At 47.0% G+C, this 20,542-nt stretch carries 13 protein-coding genes; 8 read left to right on the top strand and 5 right to left on the bottom strand.

What is annotated here, in order from left to right; genetic code table 11:
• The first annotated feature begins 571 nt into the window (after nucleotides 1–571).
• From G451_RS0112705 to G451_RS0112670, 8 genes are all read left to right on the top strand, one after another.
• Nucleotides 572–1,111, top strand: a complete 540-nt coding sequence (locus tag G451_RS0112705; protein WP_027184558.1) for a DUF2939 domain-containing protein — start codon at nucleotides 572–574, stop codon at nucleotides 1,109–1,111.
• Between the two features lie 273 nt (nucleotides 1,112–1,384).
• Nucleotides 1,385–4,399 carry a transporter substrate-binding domain-containing protein gene (locus G451_RS32760; RefSeq protein WP_027184557.1) on the top strand — a complete coding sequence of 1,005 codons (3,015 nt, stop codon included), beginning with the start codon at nucleotides 1,385–1,387 and terminating at the stop codon, nucleotides 4,397–4,399.
• A gap of 165 nt (nucleotides 4,400–4,564) precedes the next feature.
• Entirely contained in the window at nucleotides 4,565–5,317 is a 753-nt protein-coding gene (glnH, locus tag G451_RS0112695; protein ID WP_027184556.1) for a glutamine ABC transporter substrate-binding protein GlnH, read from the top strand.
• Between the two features lie 98 nt (nucleotides 5,318–5,415).
• Nucleotides 5,416–6,087 (top strand): amino acid ABC transporter permease, encoded by a 672-nt coding sequence (locus G451_RS0112690; protein ID WP_027184555.1) that lies wholly within the window; start codon nucleotides 5,416–5,418, stop codon nucleotides 6,085–6,087.
• A gap of 12 nt (nucleotides 6,088–6,099) precedes the next feature.
• Nucleotides 6,100–6,840 carry an amino acid ABC transporter ATP-binding protein gene (locus G451_RS0112685; RefSeq protein WP_034642138.1) on the top strand — a complete coding sequence of 247 codons (741 nt, stop codon included), beginning with the start codon at nucleotides 6,100–6,102 and terminating at the stop codon, nucleotides 6,838–6,840.
• A 222-nt stretch (nucleotides 6,841–7,062) separates the two neighbouring features.
• On the top strand, nucleotides 7,063–9,708 hold the full coding sequence (locus G451_RS0112680; RefSeq protein ID WP_027184553.1) for a TrlF family AAA-like ATPase: 2,646 nt from the start codon (nucleotides 7,063–7,065) through the stop codon (nucleotides 9,706–9,708).
• Nucleotides 9,687–10,844: an RNA-binding domain-containing protein gene (locus G451_RS0112675; RefSeq protein WP_027184552.1), complete on the top strand. Its 1,158-nt coding sequence runs from the start codon at nucleotides 9,687–9,689 to the stop codon at nucleotides 10,842–10,844. Before G451_RS0112680 ends, G451_RS0112675 begins: the two co-directional genes overlap by 22 nt.
• 96 nt (nucleotides 10,845–10,940) lie before the next feature.
• Nucleotides 10,941–12,104, top strand: a complete 1,164-nt coding sequence (locus G451_RS0112670; RefSeq protein WP_027184551.1) for a BaiN/RdsA family NAD(P)/FAD-dependent oxidoreductase — start codon at nucleotides 10,941–10,943, stop codon at nucleotides 12,102–12,104.
• Between the two features lie 120 nt (nucleotides 12,105–12,224).
• On the opposite strand, the gene G451_RS0112665 is transcribed toward G451_RS0112670, so the two are convergent.
• From G451_RS0112665 to G451_RS0112645, 5 genes are all read right to left on the bottom strand, one after another.
• The gene (locus G451_RS0112665; RefSeq protein WP_027184550.1) at nucleotides 12,225–13,235 is read right to left on the bottom strand and encodes an alpha-hydroxy-acid oxidizing protein; all 1,011 of its coding nucleotides are present in this window, start codon (nucleotides 13,233–13,235) and stop codon (nucleotides 12,225–12,227) included.
• Nucleotides 13,236–15,110: a methyl-accepting chemotaxis protein gene (locus G451_RS29220; RefSeq protein ID WP_084448555.1), complete on the bottom strand. Its 1,875-nt coding sequence runs from the start codon at nucleotides 15,108–15,110 to the stop codon at nucleotides 13,236–13,238.
• 207 nt (nucleotides 15,111–15,317) lie between these two features.
• Entirely contained in the window at nucleotides 15,318–16,526 is a 1,209-nt protein-coding gene (locus tag G451_RS0112655; protein WP_027184549.1) for an acetate kinase, read from the bottom strand.
• A gap of 1,204 nt (nucleotides 16,527–17,730) precedes the next feature.
• Entirely contained in the window at nucleotides 17,731–19,878 is a 2,148-nt protein-coding gene (gene ldhH / locus G451_RS0112650; RefSeq protein WP_027184548.1) for an L-lactate dehydrogenase (quinone) large subunit LdhH, read from the bottom strand.
• A 5-nt stretch (nucleotides 19,879–19,883) separates the two neighbouring features.
• Nucleotides 19,884–20,525: a LutC/YkgG family protein gene (locus G451_RS0112645; RefSeq protein WP_084448554.1), complete on the bottom strand. Its 642-nt coding sequence runs from the start codon at nucleotides 20,523–20,525 to the stop codon at nucleotides 19,884–19,886.
• Nucleotides 20,526–20,542: the final 17 nt, after the last annotated feature.

The following is a 20,542-nucleotide window of genomic DNA, read 5'->3' as shown; positions in this document are numbered from 1 at the left end:
AATTCGTACCGCATACCACACACCACATCCCAACATAGGCATCTATTTTGCAAGTCTCTGGCGTGTGTCATAGGGTGGTACCTGTGATTTTCATGAATTCTAAGGTGGACACATGCCGCGAACATATCCTCATTCTCAGAGTTGTTTCACCTGCTATTCTTTTACCCGAACCGCTGTTCGGGGAGCATGCCATGGCGTATGTGCCAGGTTTCAAAATAAATTTGTCGCCTGGAAAGACTGCTGCCCCTGGTATGCCAAGCGCAATGCGGTCTCACCTGATGAACTTTATGAATGCAGGCCAGCGAACTCCATGACGGACCATTCCTAGACAACCGACGTGGGCGAGAAGACACGGTTGGAAACGGCCGGACCTTGTGGGGAGGTCCGGCTGTTTCATTTTTTATGACAAAATTTCTGAATTTTCGATCTACAAATGCTGGATAATCCACAAAAATGAGACTGTTCAGTCCATTTATAGTGGAACATCGGAGAGCATTTCTTTCCAAAGATAGCGGTCCGTGATAGATACTCTCAATCATTTCGAGAAATTGGTGACCGGGGGAAAAACACTATGAATCGCGCGATTGGCATTGCGATATGCCTTATTCTCTTTATCCTTGGATGGTTGTATTACTACCAACCCTACGATGCCGCCATAGCTTTGGAAAATGCCGTAAAGAATCATGATACAAAACGGTTAGAAGAACTTATTGACTTCAACTCGTTGCGGTTAAACTTCAAATCGCGTTTAGCTGAAAGTCTTGGCCGTCCTTATCCAAAAGAGAGGCCAGTTGCAGAAATCATCAACCTTGGCCCTGGAGAGACTCGGGACCTTGCCGTGGCGACAGTGGATACTCTACTGACACCGGAACGCATCATTCTCGTCATGCAAGGCAAATGGATCATTCCAGGAATAAAGATCACCAAGGAAACATCCGGCAGCCCCGTTGCGACACCTGACGCAACACCTATCTTCAACAAAGCCACCTACGACTATGCGGCCATTTCCAAATTCGTTATCATAGCTCATCCCACCGATTCCGCGACGGTTCGTTATATTTTGAAGCGTGAAGGGTTCCATTGGAAAGTCATAGATATTGAAATTATCTGAAAACGGTGTAATAGAAATAGTACAATACAAGAATTCTTCTTCTATAAATATCAATACAGGTAGAGGAAAAATTCTTCCACCATTTGAACAAAGTATGCAAAATGAATTGCCCTTTGGTAGCCCCGAAAGGGAAGCTCCAGGAAAGTGCTGGACAGTATATCCTGTACTATACTCGGATTGAACGCAGTATGCTGTATAGGCTGAAATGCCTTTTTCCCCTTTCTTATTGAAATAGGTCGTGCTGAAACAACACGACGACGTGGGGCACATAAAATGCAATTCCTTTGGGCTGGCCCGCTGTCGAATATATTGAGAAGGAAAGCATGTTGGCATCATGCAGCGTTTTGGAATTTTTCTGGTCGTATAGCGGCATATCTGGTCAACATAACCGGCAAAAGAAAGTGGCCGCAAATCCAGCAAACGAAAAAGCGTACACGCTGCAGTGCACTCTTTTTCTATGGGTTTCTGCTCCTCTGTCTCATCGTCCCACCTCAAGTCTCAGCGCAATCCTCACCACACGTTCTCAAATCCGCAAGTGAACTCGATTACCCTCCTTTCGCCTTGGTTCTCCCAGATGGACAAGCCGACGGATTCGCCGTTGAGCTCCTGAAGGAAGTCACTCGAGATGTCGGTCTTGACGTCACCTTCAAGATTGGTCCCTGGAATGTCATTAAACAGGAGCTCAAAGACGGAAAAATCGATGTCCTTCCCTTTGTTTCCTATTCTAAAGAGCGCGCTGCCTATTTTGATTTCACGGCTCCGTACCTCCGTATGCATGGAACAATCTTTGTCCGCAAAGATAATACAACCATCAAAAATGAGGACGATCTTTGGGGAAAAGAAGTTGCGGTCATGAAAGGCGACACGGCGCATGAATATATTGTGGCAAACCATCTTTCAGAATACATCATCGCAACCGATTCATACGCGGAAGCATTGAAACAACTTTCAAAAGGCCAACACGATGCAGTTGTGGTCCAGCAATTGGTGGGATGGCAACTTGTTCGAGCTCTCGGCATTCACAATCTGAAAGATGTGAAGGAAGGTTTTCAGAATAAACTCAAAGTTGCCCCGCAACCGCTTTCGGGGTTTGAACAAAAATTCTGTATCGCCGTACAAAAAGGCAATGCAGAACTGCTCAGAGAACTCAACGAAGGATTGGCGATCGCGTTCTCCAGCGGCAAATACGATCAACTCTATACAAAGTGGTTTAGTCCAATTTTACCTGAATTACGCCCAAGTTTCGGTGATATTGTCAAGAATACACTGTATATCCTTATTCCGCTTCTCGCAATTTTTGGCACCATAGGGCTCTTTTACTTTCGGCGCGAATTTAATCGACGCACCAAAGAACTTCGCGACAGTGAAACCCGCTTTAAAGTCCTCCACAATGCATCCTTCGGGGGGATTTTCATACACGACAAGGGGATCATTTTAGATTGCAACCATGGTTTGAGCGATATTACCGGCTATCCCCACGCAGAACTCATCGGTATGGATTGCATTCGCCTCATCGCTGCACCTTTGCAACAAGAAGTACGAGAGAAAATGCATTCCGGCTATGAAAAATCGTATAATGCCATGGCGCAACGAAAAAATGGTGTCATTTTCCCTGTACGTATAGAAGCTCGCAATATTCCGTACCAAGGAAGACCAGTTCGAGTTGTCGAATTTCGAGATATTACAGAACTTAAACAAGCAGAAGACACCGTCCGTCGAAGTGAAGAACATTTGCGTAGTCTCGCTGCAACGGTTCCCGGGGCATTGTATCAATTTAAAGTGGACCGGAACGGCCTTTTTCATATTCCGTATATGAGCGAGGGAATTCGCCTCTTCGGCAATATCACGGCCGTGAAAGCCATGAAGAATGCCCACTTCCTCTTGGACTCCATTCTTCCTGAAGACAAAATATCTTTTGAAGAGGGAATTGCCCATTCCGCTCGTGCACTCCAGCGGCTCGATGTATGCATTCGATTCCTTCCGCAACGAGAGCAGCAGTCAGGACGTTGGGCCAGGGCTGTTGCTCTTCCTATGATCCAAATTGACGGGACGGTATTATGGAACGGTATTCTTCTCGATGTAACCGAGCAAAAGGAATCCGAAGAAGCACTTGCCATCGCCAAATACCAGGCCGAAGCCGCAAACAAAAGCAAGTCCGAATTTCTGGCGAACATGAGTCATGAAATTCGTACCCCCTTGAACGGCGTCGTTGGTATGCTTCAACTTCTCCAAGCCACACACCTTGATACGGAACAGCAGCAATATGCCCATATGGCTCTCCAATCTTCCCTTCGATTGACGCGTCTGTTGTCCGATATTCTTGATCTTTCCATGGTCGAAGCAGGAAAACTCCATCTGAATTGGGAAGAATTCGATTTACCGAAACAGATTCATGAAGCTGTTGAACTCTTCCATTCTGTCGCAAAGCAGTCCAAGCTTTCCATCCACATCCACATTGATGAAAGTATTCCTTTGCGGCTCAAAGGCGACCCGGTGCGAGTCCAACAGATCCTGATCAATTTAATTGGTAACGCTCTGAAATTCACGAAACAGGGCGAGGTCTCTGTGAGCGCCGACCAGCTCCCCTTCCACCACCCCAATCAGGTGTGTGTTCTTTTTTCTGTTGCCGATACCGGGATTGGAATCTCGGATGATAAACTTGCCGATATCTTTTCGCCCTTTACGCAAGGGGTGCAAGGCTATTCTCGCGATCATCAAGGAGCCGGTCTGGGTCTTGCCATTTGCCAACGCCTTATTTCCCTCATGGGAGGGGGGCTGGCCGTCGAAACCGAGAGCGGTAAGGGCGCGGCATTTATGTTCAGTATTCCATTCGACTGTGTCGAATCATCAGCAGCGCCCCATGATCCAGTTCCTCAAACGTACCCGCACGACAATACAGCTCTTCATATCTTGCTTGTTGAAGATGACGAAACAAACAGTATGACGGCTCAAAAGCAGATAGAGAAATTCGGTTTTCATGTTACTGCCGTCAGCAATGGCAAAGAAGCATTACAGGCGTTGCAAGAAACTGAATTCGACGTGATCCTTATGGACATTCAAATGCCTGTTATGAATGGAGTCGAGGCAACCTTGGCAATCCGACGTGGCGCCGTCGGAGAAGAAAATTCTACACTTCCTATTATCGCGATGACAGCATATGCCATGCCCGGTGATAAAGATATTTTTCTTACGGCTGGCATGGACGCATATCTCGCAAAACCTATCGACATGCAGGATCTCAACGCTCTGCTCTCCAGGTACAAAAAAAGCATAAATCGTTCTGCATAAATGCCAACACATACAAATCATTGTGCGAGACTGATTTACTCCTGCTTTTTTATAACTTGTCTTGCCTCGCCGACATAATTCGGGCAAATGTGAGTGATGTAGTTCTCTCATGCACTGGTCGCAACGTGCTGTTTGATACGTCAAAACTTTATTGGAGGATAGAACATGAAAAAAACACTGACTCTTATCATGACATTGGTTCTCACATTGGCGTTTACTGCTTCCGGTTTCGCCAAAACGCTTGTCGTCGCTACCGACACCAACTTCCCCCCCTTTGAGTACAAAGATCCTGAATCGGGCAAGCACACCGGCTTTGATGTTGAGCTGTTCGATGCCATTGCCAAAGACAATGGGTGGGAATACGATCTGCAGCCCATGGATTTCAACGGCATTATTCCCGGTTTACAATCGGGACAGATCGACGTTGGTATCGCTGGTATCACCATCAAGCCCGAACGCGCCAAAGTCATTGATTTCTCCGACCCGTACTATGATGCCGGCCTGCTCATTCTCGTCAAATCCGACAACACCGACGTCAACAGCGTCGAAGATCTCAAAGACAAAGTCGTCTCCACGAAGCAAGGCACGACGAGTGAAGACTTCGTTAAGAAGAATGCCAACGCCAAAGATGTGAAACTGTTCCCCAACAATGACGCCATGTTTATGGAACTGCTTACAGGCGGTGCCGATGCAGTGGTGTTCGACTCCCCGGTTATCGCTGATTTCATGCGCAAAGCCGGAAAGGGAAAAGTCAAGGTCGTCGGCCCGCTGTATATGGGCCAATCCTACGGCATCGGATTCCCCAAGGGTTCCGACCTGGTTGCCAAAGCCAACGCCAGCTTGAAAAAGTTTAAAGATGATGGCTCTTATAAAGAACTCTACATGAAGTGGTTTGGCACCGAGCCCAAGTCCAAATAGTCAACAACGTCATCCGACGCTTGTCGGCGACTCGATAACTGTGTCTTCACGCATCAACGGGGCGGTCTCCGGCCGCCCCTTTTCACACTGAGGCGTCTATGCAATTTCAATTCGAGTGGTCCGCGTTTTTCGACGCCTTCCCCATGCTCATGCGCGGGTTGAAGTTGACCATTATTTTGACCGTCGGGGGACTCTTTTTCGGTTTTATCCTCGGAGCGGTCTTTGGTCTCATGAAGTTGTCACGTAATTACTTCGCCCGCAAAATTGCCAATATCTACATTGAAACTATTCGCGGAACTCCCATGCTGGTTCAGGCCATGTTCCTCTATTTTGGCGTTCCAATGTGCATCGGAATACGTATTCCACCCATAACGGCCGGTATTCTGATTATCGCCATCAACTCTGGAGCATATATTGCCGAAATCGTACGTGGTGCGGTCCAGTCCATTAACAAAGGCCAGGCCGAAGCCGGGCGATCCATTGGACTGACTCGATTTCAAACCATGCGATATGTTATTTGGCCGCAGGCCTTTAAGCGCATGATTCCCCCCCTGGGAAACCAATTTATCATCAGCCTCAAAGACACCTCCCTTCTTATGGTCATCGGCGTTGGAGAATTATTGCGCACAGGACAAGAAATCGTGGCCGTCAATTTTCGCGCGTTCGAGGTCTACCTTGCCGTTGCGGTGGTCTATCTCGCCATGACGCTGTCCATCGCCAAGGTATTGCGTGTTGTTGAACACCGCATGCATATGAAGACCCAACGCTAAAGGACAACTGTCATGACTGCGATGATCCGTATCGAAAATTTGCACAAGAATTTCGGCACCACCGAGGTGCTGAAAGGTATCGACCTTGTCGTCAATCAAGGTGAAGTGGTCTGTATCATCGGACCGTCCGGTTCGGGAAAGTCTACGGCTCTTCGGTGTATCAATCGTCTTGAAACGCCCACGTCAGGGCGTATTATCGTAGATGGATTCGATATCACCGATCCCAAGACCGACATCAATCATGTGCGTACCGAAGCGAGTATGGTATTCCAGCAATTCAATCTCTTCCCTCACATGTCGGTTCTTGAAAACGTCACCTTAGGGCCAACCAAGGTTCGAAAGATGTCGAAAAAGGACGCCGATACATTGGGACTCGAACTCCTTGCCAAAGTTGGCCTTTCCACAAAAGCCTCCAACTACCCGGATCAATTATCCGGGGGGCAAAAACAACGTGTTGCCATTGCTCGTGCGCTGGCACAGCGGCCGAAAGTGATCCTTTTTGACGAACCAACATCAGCTCTGGACCCGGAACTGGTCGGTGAAGTCCTTGAAGTTATGAAGCAACTCGCCAAAGAGGGAATGACGATGGTCGTCGTCACACACGAAATGGGATTCGCCAAAGAAGTAGCCGACCGTGTCGTTTTTATCGATCAGGGGATTATTCAAGAAGAAAACACCCCGAAGGAATTCTTCTCCAACCCCACCAACCCACGTCTCAAAGACTTTCTTGGAAAAGTCGTATCACATGTATAATCCGGGGAAGGCTCTTTCTGTCTTATGGGACGTATGTACAGAATCATGACCAGATATGAAGCCTGGTCGCTGAAGAGTAGTGGGCTCCCAGAATTCATGGAATGATAACGACTCCTCAACGAGGATCGACTTTGCTGACAAATGTTACAATAATGTTTTCGAAGAGAACCCCAAGCTGGCCATGTGATACGACCAAGCCGTATCCACGTCTGGAGGTGAGTAATGGCGAGTTCACGCGTAAATATTTTTCAAAACGGTAGCCGATGGTTAAGAGCAGATTTTCATCTGCATACAAATGCTGATAAAGAATTCAGCTATGCTGACGCCCATGACTACTACAACTCCAACTATATTGATGGCCTCGAGAACTCTGGGATTAACGTTGGCATTATTTCAAACCACAACAAATTCGCTATTGATGAATTTAAATCTCTACGGAAAACGGCATCAAAGAAAGAGATATACCTTCTTCCTGGTGTTGAACTCTCGGTCAATGATGGAAGCAATGGTATTCATATTGTTATTGTTTTTAGCGATGAATGGCTTGACCGGGGACAGGATTACATAAATCAATTTCTTAATGTTGCATTCGCAGGCAAAGCTCCGAATCAATATGAAAATGAGAATGGTCGTTGTACCCTTAGTATTGTCGACACGATTAAAAAACTTGAAGCATATGATAGAGACTTTTTTTTAATATGTGCCCATGTTGAAAATAAAAGTGGCCTCTGGAACGAACTTGATGGTGGACGTTTGGAGGAATTGGGTAAAGAAGAAGGCTTTCGTAAAAGAGTTCTAGGCTTTCAAAAAGTAAGAACCCACGACAAAAATGATACGAAATGCCGCGTCAAGGTTCAGCAGTGGCTTCGTGACGCATACCCAGCTGAAGTTGAAGGCTCCGATTGCAAGTCAATTAACCAAATTGGACAAGGTCGATCTTGCTATTTAAAAATTGGTGATTTTACATTCGAGGCAATTAAATTCGCCTTGATAGATAATGAAAACAGAGTAGCGAATGAGCCTGTAGAGTCAAAGCACTCACACATTCAAAGCATTTCATTTGATGGTGGGGTACTTGACGGGAAGAGTATTTACTTTTCATCCGAATTGAATGCTCTTATTGGAATTCGCGGCAGTGGCAAATCTTCTATTATCGAGACAATTCGGTATGCCTTGGATATTCCCTTTGGTGAAAAGGCTCTCGATATAGACTACAAGAAGCAACTAGTAGACCACGCATTAGGCAGTGGTGGCAGAATCTCTGTAAATGCTGTCGACTCTCGCGGTCAATCTTACGAAATAAGAAGGATAAACAAAGAAATTCCTGATGTTTATATTGACGGGAAGTTGCAACCTGGCATTTCAATTCGAGAAACGGTTTTAAATAAGCCTATATATTTTGGACAAAAAGATCTTTCCTCTACAGGGGAGGGTTTTGAAAAAGATCTTGTGGAAAAACTGGTCGGAGAAAAGCTGATCGGAATCCGTACCCAAATAGAGACACAAAAGCAGAAAGTCATTGAGTCTATACATAAGATATCTAGGCTAGCGAACACAGAAGAGAAGAAGCGGGATTGGACACAAAAGAAGCTGGACGCTGAGTTTAAATTAAAATTTTACAAGGAATATGGTGTTGAAGAAAAATTACAAAAACAGGTTGATTTTGACACCGATGACAGAAAATGCTCAAGTATAATTAAATTCGTGGATGAATTCCTAAAATCATTAAAAGGATTTATCGATCAATATCAGGATGATTTTGCAAATCAAAAAGTATATACATCGAAGCAAAACACTCATTTCTTTGATGAATTATTCATCATATATGACAAAATACAGGCCTCCTTCAATAAAGTACAAAACTTATATAGCACGTCAAAAGAAGCATCCCAGCTTTTGGAAAAGAAATGTGGTGAATTTCAACTGTTGAAAGAAGGACAGAAGGAAGAATTTGCGAAAATTGAAAGAAAGCTATCTGAACAACTGCAGAAGGCTGGAGTTCAAGCAATTCAGCCTGACGAGTTCAGACAACTGAGAAAGACAGTCGAACAAGCTGAACAAATGCTGAACGCTTTGGACAAGGAAGACAAGACGAGAACAGAGGTACAGCGGACATTAGAAAATGACCTAGCCGAATTGAATGACCTTTGGAGAAATGAGTACAAAATAATTCAATCTGAACTCGATAAAGTAAACAACGCACATGATTCTCTAGAAATTAAAGCTGGTTTTAAGGATGACAAGATTGCTTTTGTCGCCTTTATGAAAGCCGTATTCCGTGGAAGCCGTATTCGAGAAACCACCTTTGTGGACTTAGCAGAAGCGTATTCAGACTTTGGTTCTATATATAAAGATTTTACGAATGCTGTCAAAACTGTTGGGGCTTTATCTCAAACGTTCACGGAGTATTTCTACGGCAACTTGACTGCTCTTCTCGTGTGGCAGGTGCCGAATAAATTTATTATTGAATATCGTGGTAAAGAACTCAAGCATCATTCATTAGGCCAAAGAGCATCCGCTCTCATTTTGTTTGTCCTTAGCCAACAAGAAAATGATGTATTTATAATTGACCAACCTGAGGATGACCTGGACAGCCAAACCATATACGAGGATGTCATTAAATTGGTGAGAAAGCTCAAACCCAATACACAATTTATTTTTGCCACACATAATGCAAACTTTCCTGTTTTAGGTGATGCAGAGCAGATTGTCGCATGCAGCTATTCTGACGATAAAGTATCTTTCCTTAGCGGAAGTATTGACAACCCTACTCTCCAAAAGGAAGTTGTTGATATCATGGAGGGTGGCGAAGAAGCATTCAAGCAGCGCAGAAGGAGATATGAAATATGGAACCCTCAGAGCTTTTAGAGATAATTGGACGGAACGAGGACAGCAAAAATCAATTTAAGGCCAACGTCACCAATGTAACGTCCTTGGCTCAAGAAATTGTAGCGTTTAGCAACTCTGGTGGGGGATACATTCTTATCGGAGTGAGCGACGATGGCACATATTCGGGATTAGAACGTCACGATATTGGAAGGCTGAACCAACTCCTCTCTAACGCCTCTTCACAACTGGTGCGCCCAGCTGTAAACCCCAAAAGTCAAAATATACAAATGCCTGATGGCCTTGTGATGGTTGTTTCTATACCTGATGGAATCAGTAAGCCATACATGGACAAAGATGGCGTTATTTGGGTTAAATGTGGCTCTGATAAACGAAAGGCAACGTCTCGGGAGGAGATTCAACGACTCTACCAATCTGCGTGTTTGATTCATGGAGATGAAATCCCTGTTCCTGGCCTAACCATTGCGGATTTTGACGTTGATTATTTTTCGAATTTCTATGAGCGGAATTTCGGAGAGACTATCGAGAACTCTGACGTCCCACTCGCAAATCTACTTGAGAATATGAACCTCTTGAAAGAAGGTTCTCTCAATGTGAGCGGAGCGTTACTTTTCGCCAAAAATCCAAGCTTCAAACTGCCTTCGTTTATAGTTAAAGCCATCTCATTCCCAGGTGAGGATATTCACGAAGATACCTACATTGATAGCCAAGACATTACAGGTAAACTTTCTGATGTATTTCACAAGTCTATGAGTTTTGTACTTGGTAATATAAAACATATCCAAGGTGTCGGAGATGTAAACGCACCAGGGGAATTTGAAATCCCGAGACTTGCTCTTGAAGAGTTAATTGCAAATGCTCTTATACATCGAGACTATTTTATTTCTAGCCCTGTAAGAATATTTATTTTTTCAAATAAAATAGAGATAATAAGTCCTGGAACTCTCCCCAACAATTTAAACGTAGAGAACATTAAACGAGGAAACTCAAATATTCGAAATCCAATTTTGGCTTCATATGCAACAAGGCTTCTTCCCTATAGAGGTCTTGGAAGCGGTATAGTCAGAGCTCTTAAGGCATATCCTCATATTGCTTTTGAAGATGACCGCGATGCAAACAAATTTACCGTCATCATTCATCGCGTAACAAATTCATGACAAACAGCTGTATCCCTCCACAATTATAGAAGAAAAAAAACCTTATTGAGGCAAACCAATTGTCATATTCGACAAGAAGAGACCTCTTAGGAACATATGCAGTACGATGTCATTATTATCGGTGCCGGAGCTTCCGGCTTGGTTTGTGCGGCGGCGTGTGGTCAGCGCGGTCGGCGAGTTCTCGTCCTTGATCATGGCCCCAAAGCAGCGCGTAAAGTACGCATTGCCGGTGGGGGACGATGCAATCTGACGAATCGGCATGTCAGCGCCAGTGACTATATCTGTTCAAATCCTCATTTCGTGAAGTCGGCACTATCACGATTTACTCCGGACGATATGCTGGCACTATTAGGGCGATATAAGCTTGACGTTGTCGATGAAGGTCACGGGCGATTGTTTTGTATGCAGGGAGCTGATGCCATTGCCTCCATGCTCGAAACGGAAGCAAAACAGGCTGGCGTTGGCATACAGCTCAACGTGAACATTGAAGAAATACGCCTGACAACAAATGAATTCGTCATACAAACAGATAGTGGACGATTCGCGAGTGCATCACTTGTCGTGGCGACGGGTGGGGCAGCATGGCCGCAGGTGGGGGCGTCAGGGTTTGCGTATGAAACAGCGAAACAATTTGGCCTCAAAGTCACACCGATCAGGCCAGGACTTGTCCCACTGACGATGTCGGATCAGGATGCAACACTATGTCGCAGTTTGAGCGGAATTGCGTTGCCTGTACGCGCCACCGTGGCAGGTAAGACGATCACCGACGCGTTACTCTTCACACACCATGGTATTTCCGGCCCGGTCGGCTTGGATATTTCCATGTACTGGCAACGTGGCGACGCCGTTACGATTGATTTCGCACCGAATCACGATGTCGCCGAATTGCTCTCACGAGAGACAAAACGCGATGTGAAGAACGTCTTATCCTTTGTTATGCCCAAAACCTTGGCCGCGGCATTATGCCAACGAGCGAATGTTTCAGGGCCAACAGCCAGCCTCTCGAAAAAACATCTCACCAGCTTGCTTGAGACGGTTCACGCCTTCACCCTTCAGCCTGCAGGAACCGAAGGGCTCAAAAAGGCTGAAACGACCATTGGCGGTGTCGACGTTGCTGGTATCTCCTCCAAAACCATGGAGTCCAACACCGTTGCCGGTCTCTATTTTACGGGTGAAGCATTGGATGTCGCGGGCCGACTCGGAGGGTTCAATCTACAATGGGCCTGGTCTTCTGGCTACGCAGCCGGTCAATTTGCCTAAATCATAAGATTCTTCATCATCGAGGGGTTTGGGGAGGATGATCCTCCCCAAACGCCGGCATTGTTTCTTCACGTCTTCAACGCCGCAGGCTCTCCTTCCCCTCTCTTCAACTCATCTGCTTTACACTAAAATATGCTTATCCACGTTCTTCACGTCGGCCGTGCCGGTGAGCAGCATAGCGCCAATGAGTTGTGCCTTCATGGTATCGAGAATGGTGGTGACGCCTTCGGTTTCCTTGCCGAATGCGCCCCAAACGAGCGGACGACCGGTGAGTACGGCTTGGGCTCCCAGCGCGAGAAGCTTGAGCACATCAGAACCGGTGCGAACACCCCCGTCAGCGAGAATAGTCAGCTTATCACCAACCTTCTTGGCAATATACGGCAACACTTCAGCCGCGCCAGGCGTGTGATCAAGCACACGGCCGCCATGGTTGGAAACAACAATAGCGGCACAACCAGCTTCAGCGGCGATCTTGCCCTCTTCCTTGGTCATGATACCTTTGAGAATAAACGGCAGCGAAGTCGACTGAACCAATTCGGCAATTTCGTTCGGAGTCTTGGGGGACACAGGCTGTCCGAATTTCGCCATGGTGACAAGTCCGGCACCATCCACATCGACACCGACGGCAATACAGCCGGCTTCTTCGGCTTTGGCAATGCGCGCCTTGATCTCATCTTGAGAGCGAGGTTTGATGATGGCAATCCCACCACCACTGGCTTTAATGGCTTCCAAACCGCTTTCGAACATGGCCGGATCGGCACCGTCACCGATCCATCCGGCAGAACCAGCTTTCGTTGCTCCGGCCACAACATGACCGATAAATTCCGCTTCGCTCATGTCACCGCCCATGTTGTAGACAACGCCGGTCATGGGTGCGGCTTGAACGGGCGTGGTAAAACTACGACCGAAAAGCTCAATCGACGTATCAGGACTGGTTACACCGTGCAGGGTTCGCATATGAAAACGCAGAGCTTTGAGCGCTTCGACATTGGCCGTAAAGGAAGACGATGTACCAAGTCCTCCCATACCGGGAACTTCACCGGCACAGACAGTGCCATTACAGACGGGACAGACCCGACAGAAGCCTTTGAGCCGCTGTCGGGCGCGTTTCTTGATTTCGATGAGATCCATCTAGGTGTGCCTCGGGAGTTGAGGTTGCGAAGAATGAGCGAGGCGTGCAGCAGTCTCGCTCGAAGTACCTTCGTTTTCAAGATCGGCGACAAGTTCTCGTAACCGATCTGCCTGCTCCGCGAGTATACCAATTGAGCCAGTAATGTCGACCATGCCTTGAGCATTTTCCTCCGCGGTCATGCGTAAGTTATCAACGGTGCCGGTAATTTGCTCACTCGCTGCGGATTGCTCTTCTGCGGCAGCGGCAATGTCTTGTATCTGCGATGCCGAGTCATCCGACAACGCAACAATTTCTCTCGCCGCTTTATCCGAAGCCGTGACGAGGTCGGCAGCTTGAGCAATTCCTTCGGCAGTCTTATCCATTCCGTCGATATTTTTTCGAGAGATATTTTGAATACCAAGAACCACTTGCTCCACTTCGGTGGTGGCGGAAGTTGTCTTTTCTGCCAATTTGCGGACTTCGTCGGCTACAACGGCAAAACCGCGACCAGCTTCCCCTGCTCGGGCCGCTTCAATGGCCGCATTCAACGCCAACAAGTTGGTCTGATCAGCAATGTCGGAAATCACGTTCATGACACGACCGATATCGTTGGCGCGCTCGCCAAGCACATCCATATCTTTTTTCAGGCCTTTTGAAAGGCGGAGCAGATCATTCAACGAGTTGACGATTTGTGTATTCGCCTGTGAGCCCATCTCGGCTTTGGTACGAGCATCGGCCGCGCCTGCAGCGGCACGTGACGCATTTTGTGCAACATCAAGCACTGTCGCGTTCATCTCTTCCATGGAGGTGGCGGTTTCGCTGATGCGTTCGCGCTGCAGATTCGTGTTTGTACCAACTCGTCCAGCCTGTTCACCAATAGAATCCGATGTTTCGGAAAGCGCATCGACCACATCGCGCAATCGCTCTGCCGCAGTGGCAAGCCCTTGTCGTCGTGCTGCCAGCGCTTCGTTCTTGGCTTCTTCTGCAGCTTCTATGGCTTCACGCGCTGCCGTCGCCTGTTGAAGCGCTTCTGCAGCCTTAAGTTCGATTTCTTCTGTATTGCTCTTCAGATGATCCGCCATCATGTTGAGGGCATGTTCCAACGTCGCGAGTTCATCCGTTCCAGTGGCGTCGAGTTGCACATTCAAGTCACCGGTTGCAACCGCTTCCGCCGCGCGCGTTGCCCGACGCAACGGCACAATAATAGAACGCGTGATGACAAGACCGGCAGGAATAAGCAGAACCAGAACAGCAAACCCGACACCCAGCGAGATCATCATTGTACGTGCGTTCGTAAACGTATTGATTTCAGTATGGATAGTTTGTGTCGCAGCATCAATATTATCAATATAAATTCCGGTTCCAATCCACAATTTGGTGCCGGGAATCATTTCAGCATAGGCTAACTTCGGCTGCAGGCCTTTGCCAGGCTTATCAAATATGTAATTAACGAATTGGCCCCCACTCTGCGCCGCTTCTTGAAGTTTTTGGACATAGTAAACATTGTTTGTGTCTTTCACTTTGCCCAAATCTTTTCCCTGAAGTTCCTTCTTCGTGGGAAGAGCGACGTTCACGGTTCCATCATAGGCAAAAAAATACCCGGACTTGTCATCCTCAAAACGAATCGGGTCAACAACAGTCCGGATAATTTCAATCTTACGTTGTTCATCATCAACTGAAGAGAGCAACTGGCCCAAAGCAACCGCTATGGTGTTAACCGCAACCTGTAGCTTCTTCTTTTCACCTTGAAGCATCACCTCTTCCACCTGGTTTGCAGCGTAGGAACCAACATCGCCAAGAGCGGAGTAATACGCCAAACTGATGCCAAGACAAAAAAGAACAGACAGGAGAAGAAGAAACAGAATTTTAAAACGGACTGATACAGATCGCAACATACTCCACCCCCCAAATTTACAAATCACCCTTTATACACCGCTGAACATTTCCACCTGTGCAATACACACTGTTAGATAAAAAACTTTGTCTTTTTATAAAATGATAACCAAAAATTTTATACAAAAAAATACGTTGAGACAAAAAAGCAAAGGCGTAAAAATGGATAAAGGCGGTACTGCGATGGGCTCGCAGTACCACCGGGAAGGCTACTCGGAAATGGTCTTCAATGTTTGTGTCGCAATGGCATATTCTTCGTCAGTCGGGACAACCAAAATTCGAATTGCGGAATTATCAGCGTTGATTTCGACGATTTTCCCACGCTCGAATCCATAGTTCTTTTCTTTATCAATGACGATGCCAAGGTGTTCCAGATCTTCACAAACGGCTTGGCGAACTTTGGGATCATTTTCACCAACACCGGCTGTGAAGATAATTGCTTGAATTTTCCCAATTGAAGCAAAGTAGGCACCCAGGAAATGCTTTACGCGGTAGCAAAACATTTCAAAAGCAAGCTGAGCACGTTCATCACCGTTTTCGCGGCGAGCATGAACGTCGCGCATGTCGTTATCGCCGCAGACGCCTTTCAACCCACTCTGCTTATTCAGAATATTATCGACGCTACGGGCGTCGAGGCCTTTGTGTTCCGCAAGGAACGCACAAATAGCCGGGTCGATGTCGCCGCAACGAGTTCCCATCATGAGGCCTCCCAGAGGAGTCAGCCCCATGGATGTATCGATGCACTTGCCGTTCTTGATGGCGTCCATGGAACAACCCGAACCAAGGTGCATGGTAATGCAGCTGAATTCTTCGTATGGAATACCAAGGTATTCAGCGGCCTTACTTGAAACATAGTTGTGTGAAGTGCCGTGAAATCCGTACCGACGAACTTTGAGGTCCTCATAAAATTCATACGGCAGAGGGTACACGTACGCTTTGGGTGGTATGGTTTGATGGAAGGCCGTGTCCATGACAACGACTTGCTTGACGGGGAACAGTTCCAACGCAACCTTAATGCCAGCAACAGCACCAGGGTTGTGTAAAGGAGCCAACGGAATGATGGAAGTGAGATCGTCCACAACCTGCTGCGTAATGATCGTTGGTTTGGTGAAGAATTCCCCACCGTGAACAACCCGGTGACCAACACCATGAATATCGCTTTTATCAGCAATAACACCGGCTTCACTGCCGGTCAGTTGCTCAACAACCACATTGACGGCAACGGTGTGATCTTTGATGGGCTGTTCGCCTGTGACGACCTTTTCCTGATCACTTCCGGGATAGGCCTCATGCTTGAAAGCACCGGTCTCTTCCCCGATGCGCTCGACAAGCCCCTGCGCCATGACCATATTCGTGCCCATGTCAAAAAGGCGGTATTTCACTGTGGAACTGCCGGCATTGATGACGAGAATATTCACGTGAATTATACTCCTTATCTGGGAGAAGAAACTTCTCCAATGGTCTAAGAAGCTTTAAGAGCTTCTTGTGAAACATGAAAATATTAAGCGGAAGAATGCGTGATACAAATCCAAGACAAGACGACCAACCTCATTTCGTACCAATCTATTATAATCGCATGGCTGGCGACTGCCTTGAATAAATATCGGACAACTCATACATACATACAAAGGCAACAAAAAATTTTAATACATTGCCTGCCCTGCACATTCTTCGCTAATACGAACACACAACACCGTCTATACATTGAAAACATCAAATATAATACACTCTAAACTATCTCTCCACAAAAACAACAAAACAAAATATTCAATATCTATGAGATAATGAAGTTCTCAACAAATGCTTTCGCATTTTCGCAATACATGAATCCAACTAACATGTCTGTCTCTATCGAACTATCCTCTGTAAAGCAAGTTTTGATCAAAAAACGAATTTTATGTATATCCCTAGTATCAATGTGCTCCAAATCTGTTTTCAGATTTCCAACAATGCATTCTCTCCCGTTGTAATCTTTAATATCTCAAGACATAACATGATGACACAAGATATATTTTTCATTGTAATCAATGCATATTAAAACAAAACTTAACACAGCACATAATTCATAAATTGTGAAAAATGACTTTCCATACTGCATTCGATCATAGCTATGACCATAGATCAAACAACGAATTCTTAATCCAGCGACCATGTACTATTGATAAAATATGCAACAAAGAGAAAACAATCAAAGCAATCATGAGTGCATTATCAATAAACATTCAAATATCAGCATGAATTAGAAAGTTACACCGTTCATTTCAAATATTCCGCCTCTTACACTTCATCCTTCATCGAGACTATAAAGGGGAAAATTCCACCTACCGATACGATAGATTGAAGCTATTAACGAATAATGTGTTGTTGCATAGCCGTATATTCAAGTCATCGACACTCGGAAGAGGAATTTGGTGTCATTAATAAAATTCTCAGCATCCCCATACGCATAACTATCGAAAGAGTTACCATTCGACGCTTTACTAGCTTAAGCATTTCTGACCATGGCACACACAAGATGCACAGCCATACCCAAAGAAGAAAAGCTCAAAAAATAGAGGATGATACGAAAAGAAAACGATCAGGGAGAACATATTGCTCTCCCCGACCGCCAAGAAGTTCCTCTTATTTCTTTCCTAATATCTCGCTGATATGCTTTACTTGAATCTTGCGCCCTTGTTTATGAGCGCCACCGCGAAGTTGCAGAACGCATCCAGGGCAATCGGTGACAAGAATTTCAGCACCGGCCTCCTCGGCAGCATTGAGTTTGTTGTTGAGCAACTCCTTCGACAGTTCCGGGAACTTCATGGAGAAGGAACCGCCGAAACCACAGCAAACCTCTTCTTCCGTTGTCGGCACGTAGTCGAGACCGGCCTTGGCAAGAAGATCACGCGGTGCTTGGCGCACACCCAACTCACGGCACAAGTGGCACGGCGCATGGTATGCGGCTTTGACCGGGGCCTGCTGCACCACATCTTCCGTTCGAGTTTCGAGCACATCATTGATGAACGTACTAAAATCGACCACTTTGCGCGTAAACGCATCAAGACGAGTGATGAGCGCAGGATCGCCGGCCAGAATGTTCTTGTACCCATGGGTCAGATGTGAGGCACAAGAGGCGCACAACGTTAAAATGTAATCATAGTCGTCCGGGTTGAACGCTTTGACATTCTGCAACGCCACCTTCTTGGCCGCGTCCTTTTCACCCATCATAGCCACGGGCAAACCGCAGCACGATTGATCCACAGGAAATTCGACATTGACGCCGCTCTTATCGAGGAACGCTACGGCCGCTTCAAGTTGCTCGGGATAAATAAAATCCTGGGCGCAACCGGCAAAAATCGCAACCTTGAGGCCACCAGGCTTGGTTGACGGTTTGATCGCCGGGAAACGGTCACGGAACGGCTTTTCAGCAATAGTCGGGAGAGCCCGGAAGTTATGCTTGCTCGAAAAGATCAACGGTAAATGCCGCAGATATCCGGCATCAGCCGATATGGGCTTTTGCGCTGCCTTGGCCGAACGGAGCAACGTATGAAAAAGTTTGCGATTGGAGAGAACTTGACCAAGTAAACGGCTTTGCAGCGGGCGTCCTTCTTCTTCCTGAATGCGTGCATGAATATCTTTGATCAAGCGAGGCAGATCAATGCCACCGGCGCAGATATCTTTGCAGGCGCCACAGGCGATACAGTTTTGGACAAGGTTCTTGGCCTTATCCTTGCCATGGAAGAAGTAGGTCAATAGCAAACCGATGGCACCAATGTAGACATGGCCAAGCTTATGCCCGCCAACGAGTCGGTACACCGGGCAGACATTGGCGCAGGCTCCGCACCGTACGCAACGCAGAATGGTCGAAAAAAGAGGATCCTCAGCCAAAGCCCGACGCCCATTATCAAGAAAGACGATATGGATTTCTTTCGTCGGATATCCCGGAATCGTCATGGGCGTGGCTCCACTGATCCAGGTGACATACGATGTAATCGCCTGGCCTGTGGCATTCTTGGGGAGGACGCGTAACAGCTTGATAGCATCATCCGAGCTTGAAATGAGCTTGTCCAGACCGACAAGAGCAACATGAATGCGTGGCAGCGTGGACACCATACGCGCGTTGCCTTCATTGGTCACGATACCAAGAGTGCCGGACTCGGCAACAGCAAAGTTGGCACCGGTAATTCCCATGTCGGCCTCTACAAACTTGCGTCTCAGTTGGCTCCGTGCCACTTTGACAAGTTTGCCGATGTCGGCTTCCTGGGGTTGTTTCGTCACATCGGAAAACAGGTCTTTGACTTGATGGCGCGACAGGTGAATGGCCGGCATGACCATGTGCGACGGACCTTCGTGGCGTAATTGAATAATCCATTCACCAAGATCGGTTTCCACCACTTCAAGATTGTCCTTCTCCAAACGTACATTGAGGTGGGTTTCCTCAGCCGTCATGGACTTGGATTTGATCACCCGCTTCACTCCGCCTTCCTTGGCGATACGGGCTATAATCTCGTTGGCTTCGTCCGCGGTTTTCGCCATGTGGACAACGACACCACGCTTTTCCGCTTCGGTTTTAAACTGCTCATACAGCTCGTCCATTTTCTTGGCGGCAGCATCTTTGATGACAGCACCTTCAGCGACCAGAGCGCGAAAGTCGTAATCGGCAAAAGCGCGTTGCCGACCGGCGGGGTACGCTTTGGCAAAGGCATCAAGCGCAGCTCGCAAAAATTCGTTATCCAGGGATTCACGCAGTTCGTCTTTGTATTGTTTCAAGGAATCAGCAGTTTGCATAAGAATTACGCCTCCACAAGCACGATGTGCAGTTCCAGGGGACCATGAACGCCAAGAGCGAGGACGCGCTCAATATCAGCCGTACGGCTCGCACCCGTAATAAACGCGGAATAATCGGGGCCGGCCATACGTGCTTTCAACTCAGCTTCCAAATCCTCAGCTCTGTCGACAATTTCAGAAATTGGCAACGCCACGACATGTGTTTCACACAGCATGGTGGTCAAACGGATATCTTCATCCGTAGACGGGACGAACAAAGAGCCAGTTTCGGCAATACCTGCAGCGGCAATCGAGAAACCGACTTCAAAACCGGCAACCTGGTCGCGCAAGTGATCCTGGACGAAACGAATATTCTTTTCCGTGCATGCCGTCGCCAACGACTCGCGCACCGCTTTGGGTAAACTGGGAGCGGCAACGCTTTTGCTGTCACGCGAACGGCACAGCAAAGACGCTTCTTCGCTCAAATTCGCTTCATCACCTCCAAGCAATAGGAGGCAGCTGTCCATGGAATCCGCCAGACCGACTGCGTAGACGGCAGCTTCTTCCATAGAAGACGCTTTCGTTACCGTCGCAGAAACAGCCTGCGCTTTCGCAACAAAGGTTTCAATCCGTTCTTCCGGGGACATGGGAAACATCGGGGACATCATGGTCTCCTGGAACTCCT

The sequence above is a fragment of the Desulfovibrio inopinatus DSM 10711 genome (assembly GCF_000429305.1).
GTDB classification, from domain to species: Bacteria; Desulfobacterota; Desulfovibrionia; order Desulfovibrionales; family Desulfovibrionaceae; genus Alteridesulfovibrio; species Alteridesulfovibrio inopinatus.
This window is presented reverse-complemented; position numbering and strand designations above follow the sequence as displayed.